28 protein-coding genes and 2 tRNA genes are annotated in these 26,964 nt (G+C 66.5%); 12 read left to right on the plus strand and 18 right to left on the minus strand.

All coding sequences use genetic code 11. The features are described from left to right. The first annotated feature begins 1 nt into the window (after position 1). The 6 genes from ACFVVC_RS17690 (at position 2) to ACFVVC_RS17715 (ending at position 4,976) form a co-directional block, all read left to right on the plus strand. Positions 2–220 (plus strand): NF038396 family protein, encoded by a 219-nt coding sequence (locus ACFVVC_RS17690; protein ID WP_141159734.1) that lies wholly within the window; start codon positions 2–4, stop codon positions 218–220. Between the two features lie 113 nt (positions 221–333). Further along, positions 334–1,371, plus strand: coding sequence for a WXG100 family type VII secretion target (locus ACFVVC_RS17695; protein ID WP_387456124.1), 1,038 nt, complete (start codon positions 334–336; stop codon positions 1,369–1,371). Between the two features lie 24 nt (positions 1,372–1,395). Continuing rightward, positions 1,396–2,037 (plus strand): hypothetical protein, encoded by a 642-nt coding sequence (locus tag ACFVVC_RS17700; protein ID WP_387456127.1) that lies wholly within the window; start codon positions 1,396–1,398, stop codon positions 2,035–2,037. Beyond that, the gene (locus ACFVVC_RS17705) at positions 2,034–2,444 is read left to right on the plus strand and encodes a hypothetical protein (protein WP_387456130.1); all 411 of its coding nucleotides are present in this window, start codon (positions 2,034–2,036) and stop codon (positions 2,442–2,444) included. The genes ACFVVC_RS17700 and ACFVVC_RS17705 overlap by 4 nt, the downstream gene beginning before the upstream one ends. Positions 2,445–2,657: 213 nt before the next feature. Next, entirely contained in the window at positions 2,658–3,788 is a 1,131-nt protein-coding gene (gene asd, locus ACFVVC_RS17710; RefSeq protein WP_387456133.1) for an aspartate-semialdehyde dehydrogenase, read from the plus strand. A gap of 30 nt (positions 3,789–3,818) precedes the next feature. Beyond that, a complete protein-coding gene (locus tag ACFVVC_RS17715) occupies positions 3,819–4,976 on the plus strand; it encodes a cation:proton antiporter (protein WP_387456136.1) in 1,158 nt (385 codons plus the stop codon). Here ACFVVC_RS17715 and ACFVVC_RS17720 read toward each other — a convergent pair. Together ACFVVC_RS17720 and ACFVVC_RS17725 are read right to left on the minus strand one after the other, a co-directional pair. After that, on the minus strand, positions 4,973–6,073 hold the full coding sequence (locus tag ACFVVC_RS17720; RefSeq protein WP_387456138.1) for a winged helix DNA-binding domain-containing protein: 1,101 nt from the start codon (positions 6,071–6,073) through the stop codon (positions 4,973–4,975). The two genes, ACFVVC_RS17715 and ACFVVC_RS17720, sit on opposite strands and share 4 nt — an antisense overlap. Positions 6,074–6,123: 50 nt before the next feature. Beyond that, entirely contained in the window at positions 6,124–7,191 is a 1,068-nt protein-coding gene (locus tag ACFVVC_RS17725; protein ID WP_387456141.1) for a UDP-N-acetylmuramate dehydrogenase, read from the minus strand. A 65-nt stretch (positions 7,192–7,256) separates the two neighbouring features. On the opposite strand from ACFVVC_RS17725, the gene ACFVVC_RS17730 reads away from it, so the two are divergent. Continuing rightward, a complete protein-coding gene (locus ACFVVC_RS17730) occupies positions 7,257–8,180 on the plus strand; it encodes a trypsin-like serine peptidase (protein WP_387456301.1) in 924 nt (307 codons plus the stop codon). Between the two features lie 113 nt (positions 8,181–8,293). Here the strand turns inward: ACFVVC_RS17730 and ACFVVC_RS17735 are convergent, their stop codons facing one another. The 7 genes from ACFVVC_RS17735 to ACFVVC_RS17765 form a co-directional block, all read right to left on the minus strand. Next, positions 8,294–8,731, minus strand: a complete 438-nt coding sequence (locus ACFVVC_RS17735; RefSeq protein WP_387456144.1) for a MaoC family dehydratase — start codon at positions 8,729–8,731, stop codon at positions 8,294–8,296. A 2-nt stretch (positions 8,732–8,733) separates the two neighbouring features. Continuing rightward, a complete protein-coding gene (locus tag ACFVVC_RS17740; RefSeq protein WP_018760506.1) occupies positions 8,734–9,195 on the minus strand; it encodes a MaoC family dehydratase N-terminal domain-containing protein in 462 nt (153 codons plus the stop codon). Positions 9,196–9,247: 52 nt separating this feature from the next. Then, on the minus strand, positions 9,248–9,472 hold the full coding sequence (locus ACFVVC_RS17745; RefSeq protein WP_387456147.1) for a DUF3188 domain-containing protein: 225 nt from the start codon (positions 9,470–9,472) through the stop codon (positions 9,248–9,250). Positions 9,473–9,515: 43 nt separating this feature from the next. After that, complete coding sequence (locus tag ACFVVC_RS17750) at positions 9,516–10,475, minus strand: DUF2797 domain-containing protein (RefSeq protein ID WP_387456150.1); 960 nt, start codon at positions 10,473–10,475, stop codon at positions 9,516–9,518. A 28-nt stretch (positions 10,476–10,503) separates the two neighbouring features. Beyond that, positions 10,504–11,367, minus strand: a complete 864-nt coding sequence (locus ACFVVC_RS17755) for a CoA ester lyase (RefSeq protein ID WP_018760509.1) — start codon at positions 11,365–11,367, stop codon at positions 10,504–10,506. Positions 11,368–11,523: 156 nt separating this feature from the next. After that, on the minus strand, positions 11,524–12,465 hold the full coding sequence (locus ACFVVC_RS17760; RefSeq protein WP_387456153.1) for an aldo/keto reductase family oxidoreductase: 942 nt from the start codon (positions 12,463–12,465) through the stop codon (positions 11,524–11,526). Positions 12,466–12,496: 31 nt separating this feature from the next. After that, positions 12,497–14,209: a glycoside hydrolase family 13 protein gene (locus ACFVVC_RS17765; RefSeq protein WP_387456155.1), complete on the minus strand. Its 1,713-nt coding sequence runs from the start codon at positions 14,207–14,209 to the stop codon at positions 12,497–12,499. A gap of 97 nt (positions 14,210–14,306) precedes the next feature. Between ACFVVC_RS17765 and ACFVVC_RS17770 the strand changes: the two genes are divergently transcribed. Beyond that, positions 14,307–15,515 (plus strand): ROK family protein, encoded by a 1,209-nt coding sequence (locus ACFVVC_RS17770; protein WP_387456158.1) that lies wholly within the window; start codon positions 14,307–14,309, stop codon positions 15,513–15,515. Here the strand turns inward: ACFVVC_RS17770 and ACFVVC_RS17775 are convergent, their stop codons facing one another. The 4 genes from ACFVVC_RS17775 to ACFVVC_RS17790 all read right to left on the minus strand — a co-directional run bounded on the left by ACFVVC_RS17775 (position 15,516) and on the right by ACFVVC_RS17790 (position 19,064). Continuing rightward, positions 15,516–17,087 (minus strand): Na+/H+ antiporter, encoded by a 1,572-nt coding sequence (locus ACFVVC_RS17775; protein WP_387456161.1) that lies wholly within the window; start codon positions 17,085–17,087, stop codon positions 15,516–15,518. A gap of 19 nt (positions 17,088–17,106) precedes the next feature. After that, positions 17,107–17,763 carry an SDR family oxidoreductase gene (locus ACFVVC_RS17780; RefSeq protein WP_387456164.1) on the minus strand — a complete coding sequence of 219 codons (657 nt, stop codon included), beginning with the start codon at positions 17,761–17,763 and terminating at the stop codon, positions 17,107–17,109. A 16-nt stretch (positions 17,764–17,779) separates the two neighbouring features. After that, on the minus strand, positions 17,780–18,337 hold the full coding sequence (locus ACFVVC_RS17785; RefSeq protein WP_387456166.1) for a dihydrofolate reductase family protein: 558 nt from the start codon (positions 18,335–18,337) through the stop codon (positions 17,780–17,782). A 67-nt stretch (positions 18,338–18,404) separates the two neighbouring features. Next, a complete protein-coding gene (locus ACFVVC_RS17790; protein ID WP_387456169.1) occupies positions 18,405–19,064 on the minus strand; it encodes a helix-turn-helix domain-containing protein in 660 nt (219 codons plus the stop codon). A gap of 92 nt (positions 19,065–19,156) precedes the next feature. Between ACFVVC_RS17790 and ACFVVC_RS17795 the strand changes: the two genes are divergently transcribed. Next, complete coding sequence (locus ACFVVC_RS17795) at positions 19,157–19,609, plus strand: nuclear transport factor 2 family protein (RefSeq protein WP_387456171.1); 453 nt, start codon at positions 19,157–19,159, stop codon at positions 19,607–19,609. After that, the gene (locus ACFVVC_RS17800) at positions 19,606–20,505 is read left to right on the plus strand and encodes an SDR family oxidoreductase (protein ID WP_387456174.1); all 900 of its coding nucleotides are present in this window, start codon (positions 19,606–19,608) and stop codon (positions 20,503–20,505) included. Before ACFVVC_RS17795 ends, ACFVVC_RS17800 begins: the two co-directional genes overlap by 4 nt. Positions 20,506–20,513: 8 nt before the next feature. Here ACFVVC_RS17800 and yidC read toward each other — a convergent pair whose 3' ends face one another. The 5 genes from yidC to ACFVVC_RS17825 all read right to left on the minus strand — a co-directional run bounded on the left by yidC (position 20,514) and on the right by ACFVVC_RS17825 (position 25,015). Beyond that, entirely contained in the window at positions 20,514–21,314 is an 801-nt protein-coding gene (gene yidC, locus ACFVVC_RS17805; RefSeq protein ID WP_387456177.1) for a membrane protein insertase YidC, read from the minus strand. 81 nt (positions 21,315–21,395) lie between these two features. Beyond that, positions 21,396–21,469, minus strand: a tRNA-Met gene (locus ACFVVC_RS17810). Between the two features lie 61 nt (positions 21,470–21,530). After that, positions 21,531–21,602, minus strand: a tRNA-Thr gene (locus ACFVVC_RS17815). A gap of 295 nt (positions 21,603–21,897) precedes the next feature. Next, positions 21,898–23,952, minus strand: a complete 2,055-nt coding sequence (locus ACFVVC_RS17820) for a DEAD/DEAH box helicase (protein ID WP_387456180.1) — start codon at positions 23,950–23,952, stop codon at positions 21,898–21,900. Positions 23,953–24,361: 409 nt separating this feature from the next. Then, entirely contained in the window at positions 24,362–25,015 is a 654-nt protein-coding gene (locus ACFVVC_RS17825) for an MOSC domain-containing protein (RefSeq protein ID WP_387456183.1), read from the minus strand. A gap of 134 nt (positions 25,016–25,149) precedes the next feature. On the opposite strand from ACFVVC_RS17825, the gene ACFVVC_RS17830 reads away from it, so the two are divergent. Both ACFVVC_RS17830 and ACFVVC_RS17835 read left to right on the plus strand, forming a co-directional pair. Beyond that, complete coding sequence (locus tag ACFVVC_RS17830) at positions 25,150–25,740, plus strand: Tat pathway signal protein (RefSeq protein ID WP_387456186.1); 591 nt, start codon at positions 25,150–25,152, stop codon at positions 25,738–25,740. A gap of 3 nt (positions 25,741–25,743) precedes the next feature. Beyond that, positions 25,744–26,955 (plus strand): glutathionylspermidine synthase family protein, encoded by a 1,212-nt coding sequence (locus ACFVVC_RS17835; RefSeq protein WP_387456188.1) that lies wholly within the window; start codon positions 25,744–25,746, stop codon positions 26,953–26,955. Positions 26,956–26,964 lie beyond the last annotated feature (9 nt).

Here is a 26,964-nt window from a genome sequence, read left to right on the forward strand (position 1 = left end):
CATGCTGAAGAAACCGGAAACCCTGTTCGTCCTGGGCTACATGCTGCTGCCCCTCCTGGCGCTGCTGTCCGCGATTGTGGGGCTGACCATGATCCTGGGCGGCAACAAGATCGCCGGGGCCATTGTGCTGGTGGTGGTCACTCAGGTGTTCACCTTCGGGGCGTTCTTCGCGCTGCGTGCCCGGAAGGCAGCGGTGCTGGAGCAGTCAGACCAGGGCTAACGCTTTCGGCTGCGACATGGGGAGGCCACCCCATCGCAAGCGGCTTGGTCCTGGCCTAGGCTGGGGCACGCAGCACTCTGGGGCTGCTGGATCAATATTGGGGGGGATTCCTGGTGGCAGGGACTTTGTGGGGTGCCGACGTAGAACAGCTGCGTACCCTCGCGCAGCAGTTCAGCAAGACGGCCGACCTGCTGCAGCAGCAGTCGACGCAGCTGAGCAGCCAGATCAACAACAATCCGGCCTGGAAGGGCGCGGATGCCCAGCGGTTCCGGTCTGACTGGAACAGCAACCACCGCACGCTCCTGCAGCAAACCGTCTCAAGGCTGCAGCAGGAATCCAAGGTGCTGCTCCAAAATGCCGATGAGCAGGAGCAGGCCAGCAGCAACAACGGCTCGGGCGGCACGGGCGGTCATCTTCCTGGTGGTTCCGCAGGGCCTGACCGGACCGGTTCCCCATCTCCTGCCGATCCCTCGGGGCCTGATTGGCTGGCCAAGGGTTCACCGTTTCGGGACGGCTGGAGCCTGCGGAGCCAGTTCAAAGCCGGTTTTGATCTGCCACGAACCGTCTTTGGGCTGGCAGTACTGGGAAACCAGGGCGCCGAGGTTCTCAGCGACGCCAAAGCGTGGAAGATGCTTTCTGCACAAAGCATCACTTACAACCTCTTGGAATCGGGATCCGACCTCCTGGGCGCGAAGAACCTGTTCAAATATTTCCCTCGGCTCAGCCAATATAGAAGTTTCTTTGAAGAGGCTCCTCTGTTCTTCAAAGGACAAGGCCCGGTGATGGAGGCCTTGGGCAAGGGCGGGCTCGGTCGCGGGGTAGGCTGGCTGGGCGTCGGGCTGAACGGCATGGACACCGCGAAGTACCTGTCGGAAGGCAAGACGGGAGACGCAATTTGGTCCGGAGTGAAAACCGGACTGGGTGTAGCTTGTTTCCTCCCGCCTCCCGCAGGAACTGTGTGTCAGGTAGCAAGCGCAGGCATCGCGATCTACGAAATACCCGCGGTGAAGAACTTCGTGAACGGTGCGGCAAAAGACACGGGTGAAATCATCGCCAAAAAGGCTGTTGAGGGCGCATCGTTTGTGGCCGAAACCGGAAAGAACTTGGCCGACCTGGGCCAGAGTGCAGCTAAATTCCTCGGAATCGGCTAGCGCAAAATCTAAGGAGCTTAAAGGATGACCCCCACGCTGCAAGAGGGAACGGCCGCGGATTCAGCCGTTGGTTTCGGCTTTGCCGAGATCGCCTTCATGCTCAAGATGTTCGGGACGGTGTCGGCCACTAAGTCGGCTGAAGTGCTTCGGCTGGAGGCGGAAGTAGATACTGATCGCTTATGCGTTGCCGGCGCGTCCTCGCTGCTCGGCCGAGGATTTGCCACCATCGGTGCAGACTTGGAACTTGAAGGACCCGCTGTTGCAGTCGCTTATGCGCTGGCAAGTGCGCAACGCTGGACGGAAATCAGCCTCATTACCTCCGAAATCACGGACACTGTGGTCCACGTTGAGTCAGACAAAGTCTCGGTGCTGCTCCAGCCGCGAACCCTCGAATCCTGGTTTGCGTTCGCTCAAGACCCGGCTTTCCCTGGCGCCGAGGCAGAGTTAGCCATTATCAAGGAACACATCAGCAACCATCCTGACGGCACGGCCTTCATTCGCGTGCGAACACTATCCGGCGACGAACATCTGCTCATCAGGCCTGACGCCGACGGCTGGGCCAGCGGCAAAATCCTGGATCCTGCCCAGGACGTTGTTGAGACCACCGGATTGGACGACCGGGGCCTCTTGGGCCGCATCTTGGCAGCCCGAGGTGAAGGCGCATGAGCCACCCGAAAAACCGATCAGAACGCGGCCGTAGAAAAGGTTACTACGCCCGGCAAGTGGAGGCCGAGGCAGCACGCCAAGGCCTCACCGTGGAGGAATACGGGGTCTACAAGGGCGACGCCGGCAGCGCCGTCAAGCCGGTTAATTCGGCTGGCGGGCTGCTCGTCCTGAGCATCCTGATCACACTGATCATGACCGTTGTGGCCGTGCTGCTCGTTAAATTGTTTGTGGAAGGCACGGAGGACCCCAATTGGGGCCAAATTGTGTTCGCCATTGCGTTTGGGCTGTGGATCGTCCCCACGACGTGGGCCTACTACCTCAAGGAACGCAGGGCTGTACGTCTCCGGAAAGCATCAGGCAAGACCCTTCAGCCCCCCACCCGTCGCTCACGCCAAGCGGACTGGTAGCAGGCTGAACTGCACAGCTACTCCCAGGAGGAACTCGGCATAGTCACCGCGAGCTCGCATGCACAGGTGCGGTCCGCCGTCGGCTTCCCCGTGATGGCAGTCGTCTTTGTTGCCGCGGCGGGAGTGGCTGGTTGCCTGTAACAAGTGCCCGGAAGCGATCCCGCGTGACGTAACCGACTGCGCCCTGCCTGACGCGAAGTCTAAACTGGACAAATGACTACAGCAGCTACCCCTTCCGTCGGCCTGGTCGGATGGCGCGGCATGGTCGGCTCCGTCCTCATGCAGCGCATGCAGGATGAGGGCGACTTCGCCAACATCAATCCGGTGTTCTTCTCCACCTCCAACGCCGGAGGTGCGGCGCCTTCCTTCGCTGAGGGCGCCGGCAAGCTTGAGGACGCGTTCGACGTCGACACGCTGGCCAAGCTGCCCATTATTGTCACTGCCCAGGGTGGCGATTACACCAAGCAGGTCCACGGCGAACTGCGCAGCCGCGGCTGGGACGGCCTCTGGATCGACGCCGCCTCCACCCTGCGCATGAGCGATGACTCCATCATCGTCCTGGACCCCATCAACCGTGACGTCATCGACAAGGGCCTGGTCAACGGCACCAGGGACTTCATCGGCGGCAACTGCACCGTGTCCTGCATGCTCATGGGCCTGGGCGGGCTGTTCAAGAACAACCTGGTGGAGTGGGGTACCTCCATGACCTACCAGGCAGCCTCCGGCGGCGGCGCCCGGCACATGCGCGAGCTCCTCAGCCAGTTCGGCACGCTCAACGCCGAGGTCAGCACGGAACTGGACGACCCCGCGTCGGCCATCCTGGACATCGACCGCAAGGTCCTGGCCCACCAGCGCACGGATATCGACGCCACCCAGTTCGGCGTCCCTCTGGCCGGCTCGCTGATCCCTTGGATCGATGCTGACCTGGGCAACGGCCAGTCCAAGGAGGAGTGGAAGGCCGGGGTGGAAACCAACAAGATCCTGGGCACCTCGGCGGAAAACCATGTGATCATGGACGGGCTCTGCGTCCGGATCGGTGCCATGCGTTCGCACTCCCAGGCCCTGACCCTCAAGCTCCGCGAAGACCTGTCCGTCGCCGAGATCGAGAAGCTCCTGGACGAGGACAACCAGTGGGCCAAGGTGGTTCCCAATACCAAGGAAGCCTCCATGGCGGACCTGACCCCCGTCGCCGCTTCGGGCACCTTGGACATCCCGGTGGGCCGCATCCGCAAGATGGAAATGGGTCCGCAGTACATCAGCGCCTTCACCGTGGGCGACCAGCTCCTCTGGGGCGCCGCCGAGCCGCTGCGCCGCATGCTCAACATCGCCACCGGCAACCTGTAGCAGCCGGCCCGGCCGCCGCGCAGGCAGATCATGGCTTTCCTGGCCCTCGCCCTGATCACCGTGGTTGCCATGGCCGGCCCGCTGCTGGCGTTGCCTGCCAAATGGCAGGTGCCAGTGGTGGCCGGGGAGCTGTTCGCCGGCGTCGCCATTGGCCGGAGCGGGCTGAACCTCGTGGACTCCTCCGATCCCACGTTGCGGCTCCTGTCCGACGTCGGCTTTGCGCTGCTGATGTTCGTTGTCGGTACCCATGTGCCCGTACGGGACGCCCGGCTCCGTTCAGCCTTGGGCCACGGTGCGGTGCAGGCCCTGGTGGCAGCGGCCTTGGCTGCCGCCACCGGGGTTGCCGTGGCGGCAGCTTTCGGTACCGGCCATGCCCCGCTTTATGCGGTCCTGCTCGCCTCCTCCTCAGCGGCGATGGTCCTGCCCATTGTTGACTCACTGGGCCTGAGCGGCCCTCCCGTGCTGGCCATGACAGCACAGGTGGCCATCGCGGATGTCGCCTGCATCGTGGCGCTCCCCCTTGCCCTGGATCCCGTGAACGCCGGCCGGGCGGCGGTGGGATCCCTCGCCGTCGCGCTTTGCGCCGTGGTGCTGTTCCTGCTGCTGCGGCGCGCCGAGCAGTCAGGCGCCCGGGCCAGGCTGCACAAATTATCGGAAAACCGGAGGTTCGCCCTGGAGCTCCGCATCCAGCTGGCAATCCTCTTCGCCCTGGCCGGGCTGGCGGTGCTCAACAGTGTGTCCATCATGCTGGCCGGCTTCGCCTTCGGCCTGGTGGTGGCTGCCGTGGGTGAGCCCCGTCGCCTCGCCCACCAGTTGTTCGCGGTCAGCGACGGGTTCCTGGGGCCCGTGTTCTTCGTGTGCCTCGGCGCCTCGCTGAACCTGAGTGAGCTGGCGGCGCACCCGGGCATGATCCTGCTGGGACTGTGCCTCGGTGGCGGATCCCTGCTCATCCATGCGGTCCTCCGCGTGCTCGGCGTGCCGGCCATCCTCGGCGTCCTGTCAGCAGCCCAGCTTGGCATCCCGGTGGCCGCAGCCAGCATCGGAACCCGGACGGGGGTCCTGCTTCCCGGTGAGGGCGCCGCAGTACTCCTCGGAGCCCTGGTCACCATCGCTGCGAGTGCCTTTGCCGGGCAGCGTGCCGCCCGGCGGTGGACGCCACCGGCAGCTGCGAAGCTTCCGACAACCTAGCGGGCCAAGAACGCCAGATACTCCCGCGCGGCCTTCGCAAGCGCTTTTTGGGCTGCCGGGCCAAATGCCGCGGTTGCGTCGAACATTTCAGGAACGACGACGGCGCTCCGGCCCGTGCCCTGGACCATCCAGGTGCCGGCCACCGTTCCGGCGGCCAGCACGGTCTTCTTGAAGATGCCGTTGCCGCCCGGAACGATCAGGTCAAAGTGCTCCGGCGCCAGGACGGGCGTGCGGTCAGTGTAGCCGAGGACGAACTCGTCAAACCCGGGCAGCAGGTGCACGGAGCGGGCGCCCGGCAGGCCGCCATCGAGGAGGGCCGCAGTCTCGGGTGACATCCAGTACGAGGTCCCCTCCCACTCCAGCTCCACCAGTTGTGCGCTGACCTCCTGGAGCGCCGCCCTTACGTCGGTCAGCGGCAGCTGCGTCCACCAGGCGAAGTCCCGCAGGGTGGCGGGCCCGTGGCTGCGGAGGTAGCGCAGCAGGAATTCCGCGACTGCCTCTTCCTGGTCCAGCCGGCGGGACGATGGTATCCACTGGTCGAACGCGGCGATCAGCTGCTGGTTCCCGGCCATAGGACCCAGCACCAGCCAGCCGTGCCGGCAGAGCGAGCCCAGGAGGTGGACGCCCCGCTGCCCTTGGGTCGGTTGGCCGCCGGCGTCGAATTCCCGGAACAATTCGGGGCGGCTGATGGGGCCTTCCGCCAGGATCCGGTCAAGGGCGATGTCCCGTGCCTTCTCAACGTCGGCCCATGCAATGTCCAGCTGGCGGTGCCGGGCAGCGATGCTCCGGGTGAGCCGCTCCGCGGTTAGTTCGAGCATCCAGCGCAGGTCTTCGGGGGCCACCAGGTGCAGCGTTCCGCGCATCGGCCAGGAACGCACCACCGTGCCACTGTTGATGGCGGCCCGCACGTCCGTGATTCCGGCACCCGGTACCCGCACTCCCACCGCCCACAGGGCTGCGGGCAGGTCCTGTGCCTGCATGGCAGTCATCCACCGGACCAGTTCCGGCACTGAGCCGCCTCCGCCCGCAAGCCGTTGCGACGCGAGCCGCAGCCTGCCTATCATCCTGCGGTCGCGCAGGGCACCGTGTGCAGCCATGGCCCCATCCTAGGCCGGGTCACAGCTGGCACGGGGTCACACCCGGACCCCTAGAGTTCCAGTCCGATGAGCAGCGGCTCGGGGTGCAGCAGGATGCCGAAACGGCGCTCGACGCCGGTGCGCACCTCCCGCGCCACCGCCACCATGTCCGCCGCGCTGGCTGAGCCGCGGTTGGTGACGGCGAGCGTGTGCTTGGTGGACAGGGCGGCCCGGCCCGCGGATACGCTTCCCGGTTCCAGTCCGAACCCCTTGCCGAACCCGGCTTGGTCAATCAGCCATGCTGCCGAGAGTTTCACCAGTCCATCCCCTCCTGCCGGGTAGCGGGGAGCCGATTCCGGCAGCGTGTCGGCAACGTCGGCCGGGACGATGGGGTTGGTGAAGAACGAACCGGTGGAATAGGTGTCCCTGTCGGCGGCGTCCCACACCATACCCTTGGACGCGCGCAGCCGCAGCACTTCCCGGCGGACGTCGTTGGCGTAAGCGCGCTTGCCCACCTCGACGCCGAGGGAACGGGCCAGTTCGGCGTACCGGATGGGTGCGCTCATGCGGCCCAGCGGCAGCTGGAATTCGACGGTGAGGACCACGTACCGGGGAGAACCGTCAACGGTGTTCCGCTTCAGGATGGAATCCCGGTAGCCGAATCCCAGTTCGGAATTGGTAAACGTCTGCACGGCGTTCCGTTCCCGGTCCCAGGTGCGGACGGCCGCGATGGTCTGGGACACTTCGGCACCGTACGCTCCCACATTTTGGACGGGCGTGGCACCGGTAGAGCCCGGGATACCGGACAAGGCCTCTATCCCGGACCAGGCATGGCGAACGGCGTGCTCCACCAACCGGTCCCAGTTGTGGCCTGCCTGCACCACGACGGCCACACCGCCGCACGAGTCTTCCGCGTTCACGGTGAAGCCCTCCGAGGCGATCTTGACCACGGTACCGGGGAACCCGTCGTCGGACACCAGGAGGTTGGAGCCGCCGCTGATGAGCAGGAGCTGCTCGCCGGCGGCATCCGCCGACCTGACGGCGTCGATGATCTCCCCCTCTGTCCGGGCCTCGATGAAGGTGCCGGCGGGGCCGCCGACGGCGGACGTGGTCAGCTGGGAAAGCATGGTGGCAGTCACCCGTCAACAATACTAGGGAACGCGCCGGGCACCCCGGCCCTTGGCCACCCTGAGAAAGTAACAGAATCGCTTTTTTGTCGGCCGGCGGCGCAACAGCGGCACCCTCCGCCCCCGGAGACGGCGCAACTCCAGGGACCAGCAGCTCCAGGACAAGTGGTGACACCGCCGACTACTGGACGCCGGAGCGAATGCGGGCAGCCGTCCCGGGCGATGTAATCGCCAAGAAGGCACTGCAGCGACAGAAAGGCAATGCTGCCGCGCTGGGGGAAACGCCCAATAAAGGCAGCGAAACCAAAATCAAGGGATCGGATCCGACGGTCCAGCCGATGGCGAACGCCAGCGAAAACCCCGTCCCGCATATCGGCAAGGCGTTCTTCACCCTGGGCGGGACAGACTATGTGTGCTCGGCCAACTCGGTAGCCTCCACGAACCGGAGCACCGTGTCCACGGCGGGCCACTGCATCAACGAGGGCCCCGACGCCTTCGCAACCCGGTTCACGTTCGTCCCCGCCTACCTCAACGGGGCAGCTCCGTACGGCAAGTGGACGGCCCGGGCCCTCTACGCCCCCACCGAGTGGAGCTCCTCAGGCAACATGCAGTACGACACCGGTTTCGCCGTGATGTCGCCGCTGAACGGGCGCACCCTCGCGGACGTCGTGGGCGCCTCCGGTGTCCGGTTCAATGCCGCCCGCGGCCTCGCCTACAAGGCATTCGGCTACCCGGCCGCACCGCCTTTCAACGGGGAATCCCTCAAGAGCTGCTCGGGCACGGCCACCAACGATCCCTATAACCCGCAGTTCAACACACAAGGCATCCCCTGCAACATGACCGGCGGTTCTTCGGGCGGCCCCTGGTTCATTGGCACCTCCTCGGGCGGTTACCAGAACTCGGTCAACAGTTATGGCTACGGAAGCAACTCCACCACAATGTACGGCCCGTATTGGGGCTCGGTCATCCAGTCGGCCTACAACGCCGCCGCGGCTTCCTGACCCACACGTGCCATAAAAAAGGATTGAGGGAGGATGCCCGCGCGGGCATCCTCCCTCAACCGCGTTAAACTGCCGGGCCGGTGAAAGGATCGGACCGAAGTGACGGCGCGGGGTCAGGCCAGCTTGACCAGTGCCTGCGCCTTCATCAACACTTTTTGCCCGGCGGCCACAACGGTGAGGTCAATCCGCGCGGTGTTGGCCTCGGCATCGAGCTTTCCAATGATGCCGCTGACCTCGACGGTAGCGCCGGGTTCAGTGGTGCCGGTGGTATCGGTGACCAGGACCGGCTTGGTGAAGCGGGTCTGGAAGTCCACCACAGCGGCAGGGTCGCCTGCCCAGTCCGTGACCAGCTGGACGGCAGAGCCCATGGTGAACATGCCATGCGCGATAACGCCGGGCAGTTCCACGCTGGTGGCAAAGGCCTCGTTCCAGTGGATGGGGTTGAAGTCCCCGGAGGCGCCGGCGTATTTGACCAGGTCCGTGCGGGTCACCTCGATGGTGCGGTTGCCGATGTCCTGGCCGGGGCTGAGTTCAGTGAGGCTGGGGCGCATGGTTACTGTCCCTCTCCGCGGACCAGGATGGATGATGTGGTGGTGGTGACCTGCTCGCGGGAATCCCCGTCGCCGAGGGCGAAGATCTCCGAGCGGGTGGTGATCATGGCGCCGCCGCCCATGGCCCGGACGCCGTCAACGTGCAGTTCCGCGACGAGGCGGTCTCCGGCCACGATGGCGCGGTGGTGCGTGAACCGCTGGTCGGCGTGGACCACGCGGGAGAAGTCGATTCCGGCTTCCGGATCCTCGATGAGCTGGGCGTCGGCGCGCTGGGCGATGATGATGGCGAACGTGGGCGGCGCTACGAGATCGCGGTGGCCCAACGCCTTTGCTGCCTCAACGTCGAAGTGTGCAGCGTGCGTGGCCTTCACGGCGCGCGCGAACTCGCGGATTTTCTCCCGGCCAACGTCGTACACCTCTGCGGCAGGGTAGCTTCGGCCCTGCAGGTCCGGATTGATAGTCATGGATTCCAGCCTATCCTCCGCGTGTTGGCGGCAGGAAACGTGCGCCGAAACGCTACCGTCGGAGGTTCTTCCGGATGGACTGGCCGCGGACCACCATGCCGACGACGTGCAACACCAGGCCCAGCCCGATCAGCGGCAGGGAAGCCATGGCCAGGCCCTGGTTGCCGCCGGTGTTGCCGATGAGGTTGAGGATAATGCCGACGGCGATCAGTCCCATCGCGCCGAAGACCAGGACTTTGTAGCGGGTTGGCGCGGTGGCCCAGAATTCGTTCAGCACCGTCCAAGTCTACCGAGCCCGGCGGCGCGGCAAACCCGGCGGGTCAGAACAAGGCCTCCTGCAGCGCCGGCACTGCTGAAGCGTAGTCCCCCAGCACGACGGTCCGGGCGGCCAGTTGGGACAGGTTGACCACGAACCCGGCGTCCGTGCCGTCCAGCCGGGCCAGGGCATTCGCTCCGCTCAGGGACGCAACGTCGAAACCGTGCCGCCCCCGGTCCAAGGCGTACGGGTACGCGTGGCGGGCCTCGGCCCCATGAAGGGCGCCGGCATGCGGCGGCCGGACCCACTGCTCCCCCATCACGTCGAAGCCTTCGACTGCTGTCTGTGCCAACAGCGCCCGCACCCGGCCGGCGGCGCGGGCGTTGACGGCCGTCAACTCCGCGGCGGGCAGCGGGTACAACAATGCCTCGGCCTTGGCCGCGGACCGGACCTGCTGGGTCAGGCCGGCCTGCTCCGTCACCAGGTCCTCGAGGACGCGCACCACCCTTCCGTCCCGAGCCCTGGCTACGTAGCTTGCCGCCGCGGCTCCCTGTTCGGCCAGCCGGTTCCACTTTCGCGGTCCGGAGGCCGTTCCCACCTTCGTGGCGCCGCCTGCGAAGGTGGCCACGTACAGCCAGTGCTCCTGCATCAGGTAGTCCCGCAGGCCCGGCGTCACCCGGCCGCCACGGTGGAAGTCATGCATCATCCGGGACTCGTCCAGCACGAAGCACCGCTCGCACTGTTTTCCTCGGGCCGCGGCCGCCGCGGAGGCACAAGGGATATGGTCCCGCCGCGTTGACGAGTGAACCACCGTATGTCCCAGGCAGGACTTGCCGGTGCGGACGATGTCGAAGCCCAGCCGTGCCCGCGGGCGGAGGCTGAGCTCCCGGAAGTTCCCGTCCGGTGACTGCAGGCGCAATACCGGACTGCCGGCGTCGTGCGCTGCTGTGGCCGCCTGTGCTGCCGGGGAGGCAGGTGCCCCGTCCCAAAAGACCCCGTGGACCAGATATGGGGTATCGGTCAACGGGGTCTCCTGACAGAACATGGCGGCGCTAGAGTGCGGGCTGGACCCCGAAGGCTACGGCGAGCTTCATGATCTTCTCGGCGCGGCCCAGGCGGGGCAGGTCGGAGCCGTCACGGATGACGCGGCCGTTGGCTTCGAAGTCGTTCATGAAGTCGGTGGCCCACGCGACGTCGGACGGGGTAGGGCTGATGACCTCGTTGATCACCGGGGTCTGGTCAATGGCCAGGCACAGCTTGCCGGTCATGCCCATCATCACCGTGATGCCGGTCTGCTCGCGCAGGATGGGGTGGTTGGTGCCCACGGTGGGCCCGTCGATGGGGCCGGGCAGGTTGCCCACGCGGCTGGCGACGACCAGCTTGGCGCGCGGGTAGGCCATTGCCTCCGGGGTGGCGGCCATGCCGGTATCGCGGCGGAAGTCGCCGGAACCGAACGCCAGCCGGAACGCGCCCTGGGCCTTGGCGATGTTGTTGGCCTCCTCGATGCCGACCGCGGATTCCACCAACGGGATCACGGGGGTCTTGCCGTCCATGCGGTGGAAGCTCTCGGTCACCTGGTCGGCCGACTCGGTCTTGGCGAGCATGACCCCGAGCAGGCCCGGGGTGCCTCGCAGGCCCGCGAGGTCATCGGCCCAGAACGGGCTGGTGGCGTCGTTGATCCGGACCCAGGCCTGGCCGCCGGCGGTCAGCCAGTCCACCACGTTGGCCCTGGCCTGGTCCTTCTGCGACGGGTCCACGGCATCTTCAATATCCAGGATGATCGAATCGGCGCGGGACACGGCCGACTGGTCGAAGAGCTCCGGCTTCATGGCATTGACGAGCAGCCACGAACGGGCGATCTCTGCGGGGATATTGCGTTCCGGCCTTACGGTTTCGGCGGCGATGGTAGACGTCATGGTTTCTACAGTATCCGCCCGGCGAGCGGCACGGCGAAGAAAACGGCCGGCTTGTGAGGATCAATACGAACTAAACGCGTTGTGACCGGATATGGATGCGGCGGGTGCCCTGATGACCACGCATCAGGGCACCCGCCGCCACCTGGCGCGGAACGGTCACGGAATGTTGCTGCCGCGTGCCGTCACCCAGAGCCGGTACCAGTCGGTGCGGGTCATGGCAGCGGCTACCCTTTCCGCATCCGCACAGGCAAGGATGCGTTCGGGGTTGGCCGTGCCGATCACCGGGGCGATTCCGGCCGGGTGCTTCATCAGCCAGCCCAGCAGGACCGCCTCGCCGGTGGACCCGTACTCCCCCGCGAGTTCCGCCACAAGTTCTGCGGTGGCGGCCTCTGCAGAGGTGGGGCTTTCCAGCTCCGCTCCGGTGTAGGCGCCGCGGGCGAGGGACCCGTACGCCTGCAGGGTGATGTTGTTGCGGGCGCAGTACTCCAGCGTGCCGTGCGGGAAGCTGTAATCCAGGTGCTCCGGGTGGTTGACCAGGACCTGGCTTTCCAGCCAGGCCCGCTTGAGCAGGCTCATCTCCAGCTGGTTGGCCACCACCGGCGTCTCCAGCCGGTCCTGCAAAGCCCCGATCTGGGCAGCAGACATGTTGGAGACGCCCAGCTGCCGGACCTTTCCCTCGGCCATCAACTGCCCGACGGCGGACGCCACCTCCGCCGGGTCCGCCAACGGATCCGGGCGGTGCAGGAGCAGGATGTCCACGAAGTCCGTCCGAAGCCTTTCGAGGCTGCCGTTGACCCGTTCCAGGATGCCCGCCCGGCTGAGGTCGTAGTAGGTCTGCAGGCCGCGTTCATTCAGCCGGATACCGCACTTGGTCTGCAGCCGGATCCGCTCCCGCAGGCCCGGGGTGGCCGCCAACACCTCGCCGAAGACGGCTTCCGACTTGCCGCTCCGGTATATGTCCGCATGATCGAACAGGGTGATCCCTGCGTCCACCGCCGCCTGGACGGCAGCAGCGGCCTGGTCCACATGCTTGGCTTCATGCGGCTCGTCAGACCAGCTGCCGCCCAGCCCCATGCACCCGTAGATGAGTTCCTGCATCAGGGGCACCCGATTCCACGGCGGCCGTGCATCAGCGCAGCCACGCGGTGGTGTTCGCCGGCAGCTTGCCGTCCTCCAGCGGGGAGCTGCTGACCAGCACCTCCCCGGCGGGAAGGTCGACGGCGGTGTCTCCGAAGTTGGTCACCGACTGCCAGCCGTTGGGGCGCTTGAAGTGCAGCACGTCCGGGGTGCCGGCCTCGATCCACTCCAGCTCTTCACCCGTGAGCAGTTCGCGGCGCAGCTTCAGGGCCGTGCGGTAGAGCTCCAAGGTGGAGCCGTCGGTGCCGTCCTGGGCCTCGACGGCGTAGGTGCTGAACCAGTCCGGCTGCGGCAGGTGGGAGCCGCCGTCGCCAAAGCCGAACGAGGTTCCCTCGACCTTCCACGGCAGCGGCACGCGGCAGCCGTCGCGGCCGATTTCCACGCCCTTGTTGCGGAAATAGGACGGGTCCTGGCGTTCCGATTCGGGGATGTCGGCCACTTCCTGCAGGCCCAGTTCCTCACCCTGATAGAGGTAGGCGGATCCGGGAACGGCGAGCATCAGCAAGGTTGCGGCGCGGGCCCGGCGTTCGCCGAGTTCGACGTCCAACTGGTCCTGTGGTCCCCCGGCAAGCAGCCAGTCCTTGCCGTCCTGGCCCTTGGTACCGGCCTTTTCTTTGGCCACCTGCGGCAGTCCGTAACGGGTGGCGTGCCGGACGACGTCGTGGTTGGAGAACACCCAGGTGGAGGAGGCGCCGGTGGCAGCAGCCTCGGCAAGGTTGCGGGTGATGATCTCCTTGTACTCGGCGGCGTCGAAATCGGCCTGCAGCAGGTCGAAGTTGAACGCCTGGCCCAATCCCTGCGGACTGGCGTAGCGGGCGCGCCGGGTGGCGTGCACCCAGGCTTCGGCCACGGCGGTGCGCGGCGGGTTGTACTCGTTGAACACCTCACGCCATTCGGCGTAGATCTCGTGGACTTCGTCGCGATCCCAGAACGGGTGCGAGCCGTCGTCGAATCCGTCCACGCCGGTGTTGGCAGCGCTCAGTTCCAGCTTGGACAGCAGCGGTTCGGTGAGGTCCTTGGTGAGCGCATGCGCCACGTCCACACGGAAGCCGTCCACGCCACGGTCGGACCAAAAGCGCAGGGTCTTGAGGAAGTCGTCGCGGATCTCGCGGTTGGACCAGTTCAGGTCCGGCTGCTCCTTGGCGAAGATGTGCATGTACCACTGGCCGGGAGTGCCGTCCGGTTCCGTGATCCGCTCCCAGGCGGGTCCGCCGAAGACCGAGTCCCAGTCCGACGGCGGGAACTCACCGTTGGGGCCCTTGCCATCGCGGAAGATGTAGCGGTCGCGGGCCGGGGATCCCTTGGGTGCGGCCAGCGCCTCCTGGAACCACCGGTGCCGGTTGGAGGAGTGGTTGGGGACGATGTCGGCGATCAGCTTGATGCCGGCGTCGTGCAGGGCCTTGGCCATCTCGTCGAAGTCCGCCAGCGTTCCGAGCTTGGGGTCGACGTCACGGTAGTCGTCCACGTCGTAGCCGCCGTCAGCGAGGGCGGAGGGATAGAACGGGCTCAGCCAGACGGCGTCGATTCCCAGCGACTTCAGGTACGGCACCTTGGCGGTGATGCCCTTCAGGTCACCGATGCCGTCGCCGTTGGAGTCCGCGAAGCTGCGGGGGTAGATCTGGTAGACGGAGGCCTGGCGCCACCAGTTGGGATCGGCAAGGCGGTCGGAGTCGGACAGGGTTGCCAGCGTGGCAGTGGTGGACAAGGAAACGGTCCTTTTCGTCGGCTCGGGTATGTTTATATTGGATCTAAATTTACTTCCTCAAGTATTATCTGGTGCATTGTGCAGGAAGGTCAACAGCATGCCTGAACTGGTTCCGGCGACTCCCCAATTGCTGCGGCGGGTCAGCGCCGGCGCGGTCCTTGAGTTCATGCGCTCCGCGGTGGCGGTGACCGTCACGGACGTCATGGCAGCAACGGGCCTGACCCGCGCCACCACCATTGCTGTCTGCGAGGACCTGGTCCGGCGGGGCTGGATCCTGGAGCGGGAGAACCAGCGCGAGTTTGGGGGCTATCAAAAGGGCCGGCCTGCCCGCCGGTTCGAACTCAACGACCGGGCCGGGGTGGTCCTGGGCATGGACATCGGGTACGCCAAGGTCACCGTAGTGGTATCGGATCTGCGGGGCACAACCGTTGGACGCGCCAGCCGACCGTTCCAGGCCGGTGAAGTGGGATCCGGGGAACGCATTGCGTTCATTGACGGCGTGGCCATGGCGGCGCTGCACTCCGCGGAAGCCGCACCTGACCAGGTCCTGGCCGTCTGCGCCGGTGTGGCCGCGCCGGTGGACCGGCACGGAGAGGTGCTGGCAACGCAGGAATTCTGGGGCCTGTTCGATCTGGGACTGCGGCCGGCCTTGAAGGACGCCCGGGGGTGGACCGTGCTGCTCGAGAACGACGCCAACCTGGCCGCCTTGGGCGAGCGGTGGCAGGGTGCGGCCGCCGGGATCGACGACGTCGTGGTGATCCTGGCGAGCGAACGGCTGGGATCCGGCATCGTCGAAGGGGGCCGGCTGGTGCACGGCACCCGCGGCAGCGCCGGGGAGCTTGCCTACCTGGATTTGGTGGACGGGGTGGGCGACACCTACGGGATCGCCCACCTGGCCCGGACCTGGGCCGCGGAAGCGTTGGCCGGGTCCGTCCCCACCGCGCTCCGGGCCTTCCAGCCTGGCCGGGTCGAGGCCGAGCAGGTCTTCTCGGCCGCGAAGGACGGTGACGCCGTGGCCCAGGACATCCTGGACCGGCTGGCGGACAGGATGGCCCGGGTGGTGGGGACCGTGGCCACCTTGCTCAACCCGGAGTTGGTGGTGATCGGCGGCGGCGTGGCAAATTCCGCGGATGTGCTGCTGGGCCCCATCACCGCGCGGCTGGAAAGCTTTACAGCCACCCCCGCGCGGGTGGCCGTCTCCCCGTTGGGAGACTCGATTGTGACGGTGGGTGCCGTGCGCTGCGCGTTGGACTACGTGGAGAAGCATTCGCTCGACCTGGAGTTGGTTCCGCGGGCGCAGGCGTAGCTACTCCGGCATGATCATGGTGCGCAGGTCCAGTTGCCGCAGCACCCGGTCCGCCACCTCCGGGTCCATGTCCGGCTCATTGCGGGCCGCCACCACTTCCTGCCGCGCAGCGTCCAACGCAATCGTTTGGACCGCGACCGCCAGCTCCCGCCCGCGCTGCCGCTTTTCCGCCAGGGGTTCGTCGGGCAGGTTGCCGCCCGCCAGCTCGGCCTGCAGGCGGCGCATCCGTTCCCTGACCAGGGCCACCTTTTCCTGCGGCAGGTCCTTCATCAGGTGGTGCTGCTTCAGGGCCGCGACGGCGGCGGCCTGGGCACGTGCCGCGAGCACCCGGACGGCGTCGCGTTCGGCCGTCCCGTCCTCGGAGGCCTTCAGGACGCGCATCAGCCACGGCAGCGTCAGGCCCGGAAGGACCAGCGTGGCCAGCAGCACCGCACAGGCAATTACCAGCAGGTAGTCCCGGCCGGGGAACGGCGCACCGTCGGCCAGGGTCAAGGGCAGTGCCAGGGCCAGCGCCAGGGTGGCGAGACCGCGCATCCCGCACCACGTCAGGATGAGGACTTCCTGCCACGACGCGGGCTGGAGGACGTTTTTGCGTTTCCGGGCACCCGCGGCCAGGACGGCAAGCCACAGGAACCGGACGGCGAAGACCAGGATGCACACCACGGCCGCCACGCCGATCATGCCGAAAATATCGGCACCCTCGTCGCGGATGACGTGCCGGATCTCCAGCCCCACCAGGCCGAAGGCCAGCCCCGTCACCAACAGCTCCACCACGTCCCAGAAGGCGTTCCTGGTGACGCGCTCGGCTGCGTCCTGCGGGCGGGCGTGACGCTGCATCTCGAGGGCGGTGACCACGACGGCGATGACACCGGACGCGTGCACCTCCTCCGCCAGGATGTAGGCGGCGAACGGCACCACCAGGGTCACCGCGCTCCGGGCAACCATGGACGTCACCAGCCTGGTGACCAAAGCGATCACCCACCCCATGGCGACGCCGACCACCACGGCAAGCGCGGCGCCCACGAGGAATTTCAGGACGACGTCGGACCCCACCTTTGTGCCGCCCACAGCGGCGGCGACGGCCGCCTGGAAAATGACGATGGCGGCGGCGTCATTGAACAGGCCTTCGCTCTGCAGCACGGTAATCAGGCGCCGCGGCATGTGCACACGGCCGGCCACGGACTCCACCGCCACGGGGTCAGGAGGGGCCACCATGGCGCCCAGGGCTATGGCGGCGGGAACTCCAATTCCGGGAATCATCAGCCACGCCGCCCCGGCCACCACAGCGGTACTGATCACCACCAGGGCCACGGCCAGCATGATCAAAGTGCGCCACCGGACCCGGAACACCGCCCACGAGCTGCGCTGGGCGGTGGCGAACAGCAGTGGCGGCAGGAAGATGGGGAGGATCAGCTCGGGTGGAATCTCAAGATCCGGAAATCCCGGAATGAACGTCAACGCCACCGCCAGGAGCAACATCAGGACCGGGTACGGCAGCCGCAGCCGGTCCCCCAACCCCACGGCCACCACCGTGGCAAGCAGCAGGCCAATGATGAGTGCGAGCTGATCCATCCGGCTCGTGCCCGGCGCCTTAGGCCCGCGGTCCCAAGGCGGCCGAGACCGGAAGGGTGCCGTCGCGGAACTCGATGGTCCGGCCGGCGGTCTGCGGCAGGTCCAGCACCGCCGCGGCCACGATGGCCGTGTTGGCCCGCGACGTGTCACGGTCCCCGTCAGGTGACGGGTCGACGTCGATCAGCCCGGTTCCGGGCTTGTCAGTCAGCGCACCCGGGCCCAGGATGGTCCACTCCAGCGCGGTGCCGCGCAGGTACTCGTCCGCGGCGGCCTTAGCCTCCGCATACGCGAAGAAGCTGTTGCTTTCGGGCACACCGTGGTCCTTGCCTGCGCCGAAGTAGGACACCATGACGTACCGGTTGACGCCCGCCTTGGCGGCGGCGTCGATGGAGCGGATGGCAGCGTCCCGGTCCACGGCGTAGGTCCGTTCAGGGTTGCCGCCGCCGGCTCCTGCTGACCAGACCACGGCGTCGTGGCCCTGGACTGCGCCGGCGATGTCCGCCGTGGTGGCATTCTCAACGTCCAGGACCACCGGCGTGGCGCCGGTCTCCGTGACGTCCGCCGCATGGTCGGGATTCCTGATGAACGAGGTGACGCTGTGGCCTTCCCCGGTCAGGAGGGCGGACAGAAGGAGGGCCACTTTCCCGTGGCCGCCAATGATGGCGATGCGTGTCATGACCCCATTCTGCCTGCTAGGTCAGACATCTGTAACGCAGGTACACCGCGCCCTGCTCGAAGCGGCGCTCATCGACGAGCTCCAGCCGGGACTCCAGGCCGTCCGGCAGGAAACGCAGCCCGCCACCCACGGCCACCGGGGTGATGAACAGCCGGCACTCGTCCACGATGCCCGCTTTCAGGGCGTGCGCGGCGAGGGTGGGGCCGCCAATGGTGATGTCCTTCCCGCTGGAGGACTTCAGTTTGCGCACTTCGTCCGGCAGGAACTGGCGTTCCAGCCGGGTCCGGGGTGTGGCGGCGGCGTCAAGCGACGTCGAGTACACCACCTTGTCCGCTCCCTTCCAGATGCGGGCGTAATCCTGGATCACGGCAGGTTCATCCGATGTGTCCCACGTTTCCCAGACCGACATGACCTGGTACATCCTGCGGCCGAAAAGGTACGTGCCCACGTCCCGTTCGAGGTGGTTGATGAAGGCATGGACTTCCTCGTCGGGGGCGGACCAGGCAAAGTTGCCCTCCCGGTCCGCGGTGTAGCCGTCGAGGGACATGATTCCGGAGTAGATCAGCTGCGCCATGGGCCCATTCTGCCCGGGGAATCCCGCGGCCAACAGGTCTGCGTTGAGGTTTGGCGGACGTTGCGGATCACAGCAGGTTTGCCGCCAGGGTCCGGGCGATGAACGTGCCGTAGCGTTCGGCGGACCATTCCCGCTTGATCACCAGGGTCTCGTAGAGTTCGGCGGCCGTTGAGGTGAACATGACGTCGGCAGCCTCGGCCGTCGTGAGGCCGGGGCGGAGGAGCCCCCTGCCCACCAGCTGCCGCGCATTGTGCAGCATCCGGCGGTAACGGGCGTCGTCCACGTCACGCAGCAGTGCCGCCATGGAAGCGTCCCCGCTGGCCGCTGCGTCCCTGATGAGAAGGTAAACCGGGGCGCCGATGGGACTGATCTCCGTGGTGAACCGGCCGAACCGCTCCATCAGGCGTACCGGATCAGTCTCCGTTGCCTGGGCGAGATCGGACCTCTGCTCGGCCGGCGGACCGCCCGCGCCAAGGAGGCTCTCCTCGTAAATGGCGCGGACCAGCCCCGCCTTGCTGCCGAAGTTCTTGTAGACCGATTCGGCGGACACCCCGGCAGCGCGCGCAATCTCCACAATCGTCGTCGCCCCAAATCCCTGTGCAAGGAACAACTCACGGGCGTGCGTCCGGACGCTGTGCAGCGACTCCGCAGCGAGCTGCCGGCGACGCCGTGCATCATAACTTCGCCTGGCGGGGCGTTTACCGGAGGCATTGATTGGGCTCTGCATTCGGTCTTAAACTCCAATCAATACAGTTAACTGTATTGAAATCAATCTAACAGGTCACAGCCTCGCCCGGCGAGGCACCAAGGAGCTTTTCCATGGACACGCCAGACGGCGTGGACCGCCTCCCCGACGGCCCTGTGCGCCGAATGTTTTCCGCAACACAGCGGCACGACCTCGATGCCATGATGGCCGAGTTCGCAGACGACTACGTCAATATCACCCCCAACCACCCGGCCCGCAGCTTCACCGGAAGCGCGCAGGTACGGAAGAACTGGTCCGCACTGTTCGCAGGGATCCCGGACATGACCGTGACCGTGCTGGACTCGGCACCTGGTACCGGCGGCAAGGTATGGGTGGAATGGGGATCGCGCGGCACCCGCCTCGATGGCAGCGCCGTGGAGCAGGCCGGCGTGGCAATTTTCAGCGTCCGCGGCGAGCAGATTGCGACTGTCAGGTTCTACCTGGAGCCTGTCGAAAGGGATACGGCGGATGTGAATGCCGCGGTCCAGGCCGTTACCGGAGCCGGCCCGGAAGGAGCACGGCCATGATTTTACTGGTCGGGGCAACGGGTGACCTCGGCGGCCGGGTGGCCCGGCGGCTGCGTGAATCCGGGCAGGATGTCCGCTGCCTGGTCCGTCCCACCACCGACGATTCCCCACTCCGGGCGATCGGCGCTGAGATTGTCCGCGGCGACCTCACCCAACCTTCCACGCTGCCGGCCGCGTGCAAGGGCATCGAAACGGTGATTGCCACGGCAACGGCGATCACCCGCCGCCTTGCGGGGGCCAGTTCCGCCACCATTCGGGACGTCGACGAAGTGGGCATGGGCCATCTAGTCGATGCCGCCGAGGCTGCAGGCGTGCAGCGCTTTGTCTACCAGTCCTTCCCGATCGGCAGCGCCAGCCTCCGGACCCCGCTGGAACAGGCCAAGCTCGCCATCGAGCGGCGCCTGGCGAACTCCCCCATGCGGGCCGTGGTGGTCCGCTCCGACGGCTTGCAGGAGGTCCAGCTCAGCCGCGCCGCACGGTTCGACCTCGCGGCGGGAAAGGCAGCCGTCATCGGCAAGGGCGACACCCGCCGCCGGCTGGTATCCAGCGGGGATATCGCCGCCCTCCTCGCCGCCGTGGCACTGGAGCCCGATCCGCCGGCACAGATCGACGTGGGCGGACCCGAGCCGCTGACCAGGAAAGAGATCATTGGGCTGGCAGGGGAACTGGCGCACCACCCCCTGAAGGTGCAGCACATGCCTCGCCCCGTGGCGCGGCTGCTCACGCTCATGTTGAAACGCAGAAACGACGCCATGGCTTCAGCGCTGGGCGTCGGGTTGTCTTCGGATATCGAGGAGGCCACCTGGGATGACAAGCCCCTCCGCCAGCGTGGGATCAACCCGAAGTCTGTCACCGAGTTCCTGACGGAGCAGTCGCAGGCGGTGGCCGGCCACTGACCCCTCACTCACGGCCAGCGCGACACCAGGAACTGTTGGCCCAGGGTCCAGAGGTTGGAGACGGTCCAGTAGGCCAGCACGCCGATGGGGAAGAAAATGCCGCCCACGCCGAAAACCAGCGGCAGCACATACAGCAGGATCTTCTGCTGCCGGACCAGCGGACTCGCCGGGTCCTGCGCGCCCATGGTCCGGGCAGCCACGAGCCTCTGGGTCAGGAACTGGCATGCGATCATCAGCAGGATCATGGCGACAGCGAGCACGGCCACGGCGGCGGGGTCGCCCCCGCCGTGAAGCAGGGACGCGGACAGGGGTGCCCCGAAAATGCTGGACGAGTCGAATTGGGCCACCTGCGCCGGGCCCATCGCGCCGATGCCGGTCCCCTGCTGCGAGGCGTTGGAGACCCCCGACAGGACCTGGAACAGGGCCAGGAAGAACGGCGCCTGGATCAGCAGGGGCAGGCACGCGGAAAACGGATTGGTGCCGTGCTTCCGGTACAGGGCCATCTGCTCCTGGGCCAGGGCCTGCCGTGATGCCTGGTCTGTCCTGCCCTTGTACCTGTCCTGCAGTTCCTTCAGGTCCGGCTGCAGGAGTCCCATCCTGCGCTGGGCCCGCACCTGCGCCAGGAACACCGGAATGAGGGCGGCACGGATCACCAGCACCAGGCCCACAATGGCCACGGTCCAGGTCCAGCCGGCTGCCGGAGGCATTCCCGCCGCACTGAGCCCGTCGTGAAAAGCCACCAGGAGGACTGACACCAGCCACCGGAACGGTTCCATGACCGCAGCAACAACATCCACCGAATCCCCCATCCGCCAGTTGCTGCAAAGCTACTGCCGATCCGGGAAACAGGAAAGCCCCCGGAATCTCACGGATTCCAGGGGCTTAGCCTGTAGCGGTGGGGAGGCTCGATCTCCCGACCTCACGATTATGAGTCGTGCGCTCTAACCAACTGAGCTACACCGCCACGAATGAGAAAAACCTGCGTCAAGCCGGTCAAAACCGCCTTGACGCAGGCCCTCATTCAGAGCCCCCCACCGGAATCGATCCGGTGACCTCGTTCTTACCAAGAACGCGCTCTACCACTGAGCTAGGGGGGCAACGAGTAAATACTCTACCGGAAGATTTACGCACCAACAAATCGGCGTCGGGGACGGCCCCGGAACGCTGCGGCACATGTTTTTCCGACCCGCCCACGCCAGGTTTTCCGCGGATTTCCAGGGCTGGAGGGGCCACGGAAAGCAAAGCGGACGACGCCGGGAGGCACCTTTCAAGGGCCCGGAACCGCCGCCCCGGGACACGAATGTGTCCAGGCCCACACCCGTGCGGTTAAACGCCGATGGGCCGGCTCGAAAGCCGGCCCATCGGCGTCGTCAATTCCTCAACGCCAGGGTTTTACCACTTGCCCTTGCGGTTGAAGTCGCGGTGCCCGCCCTCGCTGCCGCTGCGGGGCTTGCGGGAGCCGTCGCCGTGGCCGCCGAAGCGGGAGTCGCCCGACTGGCCGCGGTCGCTGAAAGAACGCTCGCTGTACGAACGCCCACCGCGGTCAGCGGAAGACCGCTCGCCGTCGTTCTTGCGGAATTCCTTCTTGAACCCGCCGTTGCCCTTGAAGTTGCCTCCACGGTCGCCGCCGCGGTTGCCCTGGTAGGCACCACGGTCGCCGGAAGGCTTGCGCCCGTTGTCCAGCTCGAGGTGGATCAGCTCGCCGCCGATCCGGGTGCGGGACAGTGCGCGCAACTGCTCGGCGCTCAGGTCCGCGGGCAGCTCCACCAGGGAGTGGTCCGAGCGGATGTCGATGCCGCCGATCTGCGCGGAGGAGATGCCGCCCTCGTTGGCAATGGCGCCCACGATGGAGCCGGGCATGACGCGCTGGCGGCGTCCCACGGCGATCCGATAGGTGGCATTGCCCTCGGTCAGGGTGCGGGTCGGGCCGCGGGAGCCGAAGCCGTCCTTGGAGCGCTCGCGCTTCTGGAACTCCGGAGCCGCAGGCAGTTCCTTGACCAGGAGCGGCTGGCCGCCCTGTGCCATCACGGCCAGTGCGGCAGCAATTTCTGCTGCCGGGACGTTGTGCTCTTCCTCGTAGGAAGCGATCAGGTCACGGAACGCCGCGACATCCTCGGATTCGAGGGTCTCGGTGATCTTCTCGGCGAACTTGCCCAGACGCAGGGTGTTGACCGTCTCGGCAGTGGGCAGGTGCATCTGCTCCACCGGCTGGCGGGTGGCCTTTTCGATCGAACGCAGCAGGTACTTCTCCCGCGGCGTCATGAACAGGATCGCATCGCCGGAACGGCCGGCACGGCCGGTGCGGCCGATGCGGTGCACGTAGGACTCGGTGTCATGCGGGATGTCGTAGTTGATGACATGGCTGATCCGCTCGACGTCAAGGCCACGGGCGGCGACGTCGGTGGCCACCAGGATGTCGATCCGGCCTTCCTTCAGCGCGTCAACGGTGCGCTCGCGCTGCTGCTGCGGGATGTCGCCATTGATGGCGGCAGCCTGGAATCCGCGCGACTTCAGCTTGTCAGCCAGGTCCTCGGTGGCCATCTTGGTGCGCACGAAGGCGATGACGCCGTCGAACTCTTCGACCTCAAGGATGCGGGTCAGCGCGTCCAGCTTCTGCGGGCCCATGATCTGCAGGTAGCGCTGGCGGGTGTTGGCGCCGGTGGTGGTCTTGGACTTGACCTGGACCTCAGCGGGATTGTTCAGGTACTGCTTGGACATCCGGCGGATCTGGCCCGGCATGGTGGCAGAGAACAGCGCCACCTGGCGGTCCTCAGGGGTCTGCTGGAAGATCTGCTCCACGTCGTCGGCGAAGCCCATGCGCAGCATCTCGTCAGCCTCGTCCAGCACCAGGTACTGGAGTTCGGAAAGGTCCAGGGAACCCTTCGAGATGTGGTCGATCACGCGGCCGGGGGTACCCACAACCACCTGGGCGCCGCGGCGGAGGCCGGCAAGCTGGGGGCCGTAGGCGGAACCACCGTAAACGGGCAGCACGGTGAAGTCATCGATGTGCTTGGCGTAGGAGGTGAACGCCTCGGCAACCTGGAGGGCGAGCTCGCGGGTGGGGGCCAGGACCAGTGCCTGGGTCTTCCGGGAGGGGCCGTTGAGGTCGTGGAGTTCGGCCAGGCGGGACAGTGCCGGTACTGCGAATGCTGCAGTCTTACCGGTACCCGTCTGGGCCAGGCCAACAACGTCGCGGCCTTCGAGCAGCAGCGGGATGGTGGCTGCCTGGATGGGGGACGGCTTTTCGTACCCGACGTCCTGCAGTGCGGCCAAGACACGGCCGTCGATGCCAAGATCGGCGAACTTGACGGTGTTTTCGTCTTCGTCCGCGGCGGGGGCAGCCGTGGCAGGAGCCTCGGCAGCAGGGGCTTCGGCGGCGGGAGCGGTCACGGGAGCCTCGGCGGCGTCCTCGGCAACAGCGGTGGTTTCGTTCTGATTTTCGGGCATAGGGAGATATTCCTCATCCATAGGGGGCCAGGCGGCACAACCCGAGGTGAGCGGAGCCGCAGTACACGTGCCGATGGTGCCGGGCAGACGTTGACCGGCCGGTCACAGAAGTCCGGCGCTTTCGCAATCCCATGGCAGGACTTCGCGCTGCATCTCTTGGCTGCTATCCCAGCAGTCTGTACAGCGTTTTCTTTAGCCGGCTCTCCCTATGAAAATGCCCGCATCGCTTGCGCGGGCCCCAACACTTGCCAGTCCTGCCTCAAAAATTGGGCAGGAATAAGGGATTTCCGGAGTGGGGGATATTTCAAGTGTAAGGGACGGACACCGCCGGCGGGAAATTAAGGGCCCGACGACGGCGGTGAGCTTGCGCACACGGCCCACGGACCGTGTGCCACAGGGCTTGTGGTGGCTACTCCCCCAGCCGCCGCATCAGTACCTCGAACCTGGTGTGGTATTCGTCCTGGAGCCTGATTTCGCCGTCGGCCTCGGCATCACGGAGGGCCTCGACAGCCTCCGCATCGGGCGCACTGAACCATCTGCCGATGGTGACTCCATGGCGCGGTACGAACGTTCGGTGGATGTAATCGCCCGCCTGGATGGTGCCGGTGCGGATGACGCGCAGGTAGGCGCCCACGCGCCCTTCCTCGGTGAAGCGCTTCACCCACTGGGGTTCCTTCATCCGGCGCTGGAAGGTGGCGCAAGGGACGCGTGGGGAAGTGACCTCAAGGACGACGTCGGCCCCCACCTGCCAGCGCTCCCCGATCACCGCGGTGGTTGGTTCGATGCCGGAGACCCGCAGGTTCTCGCCGAAGATCCCCGGCGGCAGCTCGCGTCCGAGCGTCCCGGCCCAGAAATCCGCGTCGGACTGTGAGTAGGCGTAGATGGCCTGGTCCTCGCCGCCGTGGTGGACCCGGTTGGCTTGGATGTCCCCGTGCACGCCCAGCTTGTGCACCTTCACGGGACCGTCGGACGGACGTTTGTCGATCGCCGTGACACCAACGTTTCCCTGGTCTCCCAGGAGCTGGTGGACGCGGCAGACGGCGAGGACAGAAGCTGGTTCCATGGCTTCAGTCTAGGGTTCCTGCCGGTGGTGCCAATCTCGTCAACTCTGCGTTGCAGGGACTACGCTGGGTCGAGACTTGCAGGTGGGGGTGCAGCGCGGCGCCCAAATAGTGTGGACAACCGAGGGGGACGGCCGTGGACTCGAACGAGAAAGACCCGAAAGAGGACCCGGACAAGGCACCTCCGGAGGATAGCGGAACCGCCAAGCCGCCGCCCTGGCAGGTCCCCAAGCCGGAGCTGCGCCCCGACCTCCTGAAGGAGCCGGTCCCCCTGGTGGACCCGTTTGCCCGCGAGCGCGAAAAGCAGCTCAACTCGGCGGCGGCGCGGAAGAAACGCTCCCAGCGCCGCACGGTGGTGGTGGGCCTGGGCGTCACGGCCCTCCTGGCAGGGACCATCACGGCCGTGGTGGCCAGCAACGAGGACGACCCCGAGTACGCGCAGGTCTGCTTCAACGATGACACCGGCGAGCGCGTCGAGGACACCAACTGCGACAGCTCCGCCGGCCGCAGCGGCGGCGTCTACGCCTGGTATTTCTACTCCCGCGGGGCCAGCGTCCCGCCGGTGGGCCAGAACAGGTCCACGGCGCCCGGTTACACGCGGACCATCCCCAGCGGGGCCAAGGCCTCCACCGGGTACAGCAGCAAGGGCGGCACGGTCAGCCGCGGCGGGTTTGGTTCCAGCGCCAAGAGCGGCTCGAGTGGCGGCGGCAAGGTCTCGGGAGGCTGAGCGGTGAAGAGACTGATATCAGAACCCCGGCCTGGCTGGAAGCAGAAGATCGAAGAGCAGGGCCTGGTCTTCTCCACCACCACCATGGATGACGGGCGCCGGATCGAGTACTGGAACGAATCGGCGTACTACGAGTTCACCATGGACGAAGTGGAGGCCCTTGAAGTCGTCGCGGAAGACATGCACCGGATGTGCCTGGAAGCGGCGAAGTTCCTGGCCACCGGGGCCATGGGAAGCATCGGCATCGGCCCGCAGGCACTGGAGCTGGCGGCTGAATCCCTGCAGGCCGCCGACGTGGACGTCTACGGCCGGTTCGACTTCATCTACGACGGCCGGGGCGGCCCGGCGAAGATGCTGGAGTACAACGCCGACACGCCCACCGGACTCATCGAGGCCGCCGTGGCCCAGTGGTTCTGGCTGCAGGACGTGTTTCCGGAGAAGGACCAGTGGAACGGTATCCACGAGGCCCTGATCCGGCAGTGGAAGAAGTTCCAGTACCGCACCGGCATGAGCACCCTCCACGTGGCCCACTCCGAGGTGGAGGAATCCGGCGAGGACTGGATGACGGCCGCGTACATGCGCGACGTCGCCAGCCAGGCGGGGTGGACCACCATCGGGATCAACATGTCGGATATCGGCTGGGACCCCAACTTGAACCGGTTCGTGGACCTGGACAACTTCATGATCAGCACCATCTTCAAGCTGTACCCATGGGAGCTGATGATGAAGGAGGAGTTCGGGCCCCGCCTCCTGGAACGGGCGCACAACCCGCGCTGGGTTGAGCCGGCCTGGAAGATGCTGCTCTCCAACAAGGCCCTGCTTGCCGCGCTGTGGCACCTCTACCCGGACCACCCCAACCTGCTGCCGGCGTACCTCACGGACCCGGGGCCGCTGAAGGAATGGGTGGCCAAGCCCCTGCACGGCCGCGAAGGCGACAACATCCGGATCCACGCGGACGGCGTCAACCTGGAGCAGCCCGGCGGTTACGGCCGCGAGGGCTGGTGCTACCAGCAGTACCACGCCCTTCCCGACTTCGACGGCAACCGTCCCGTGCTGGGCCTTTGGGTGGTGGACGGCGAATCCGTGGGCTGCGGCATCCGGGAATCCGACGGCCCGGTCACGGACTACTTCTGCCGCTTCGTCCCCAACACCATCGACGCACCGGCACCGCTTTCGGCGGTGGCCAACTCCAGCAAGGCAGGTATCGTCCTATGAACCCGGAGA

This window comes from Pseudarthrobacter sp. NPDC058196, assembly GCF_042882685.1.
In the GTDB taxonomy this organism is placed as follows: Bacteria; Actinomycetota; Actinomycetes; order Actinomycetales; family Micrococcaceae; genus Arthrobacter.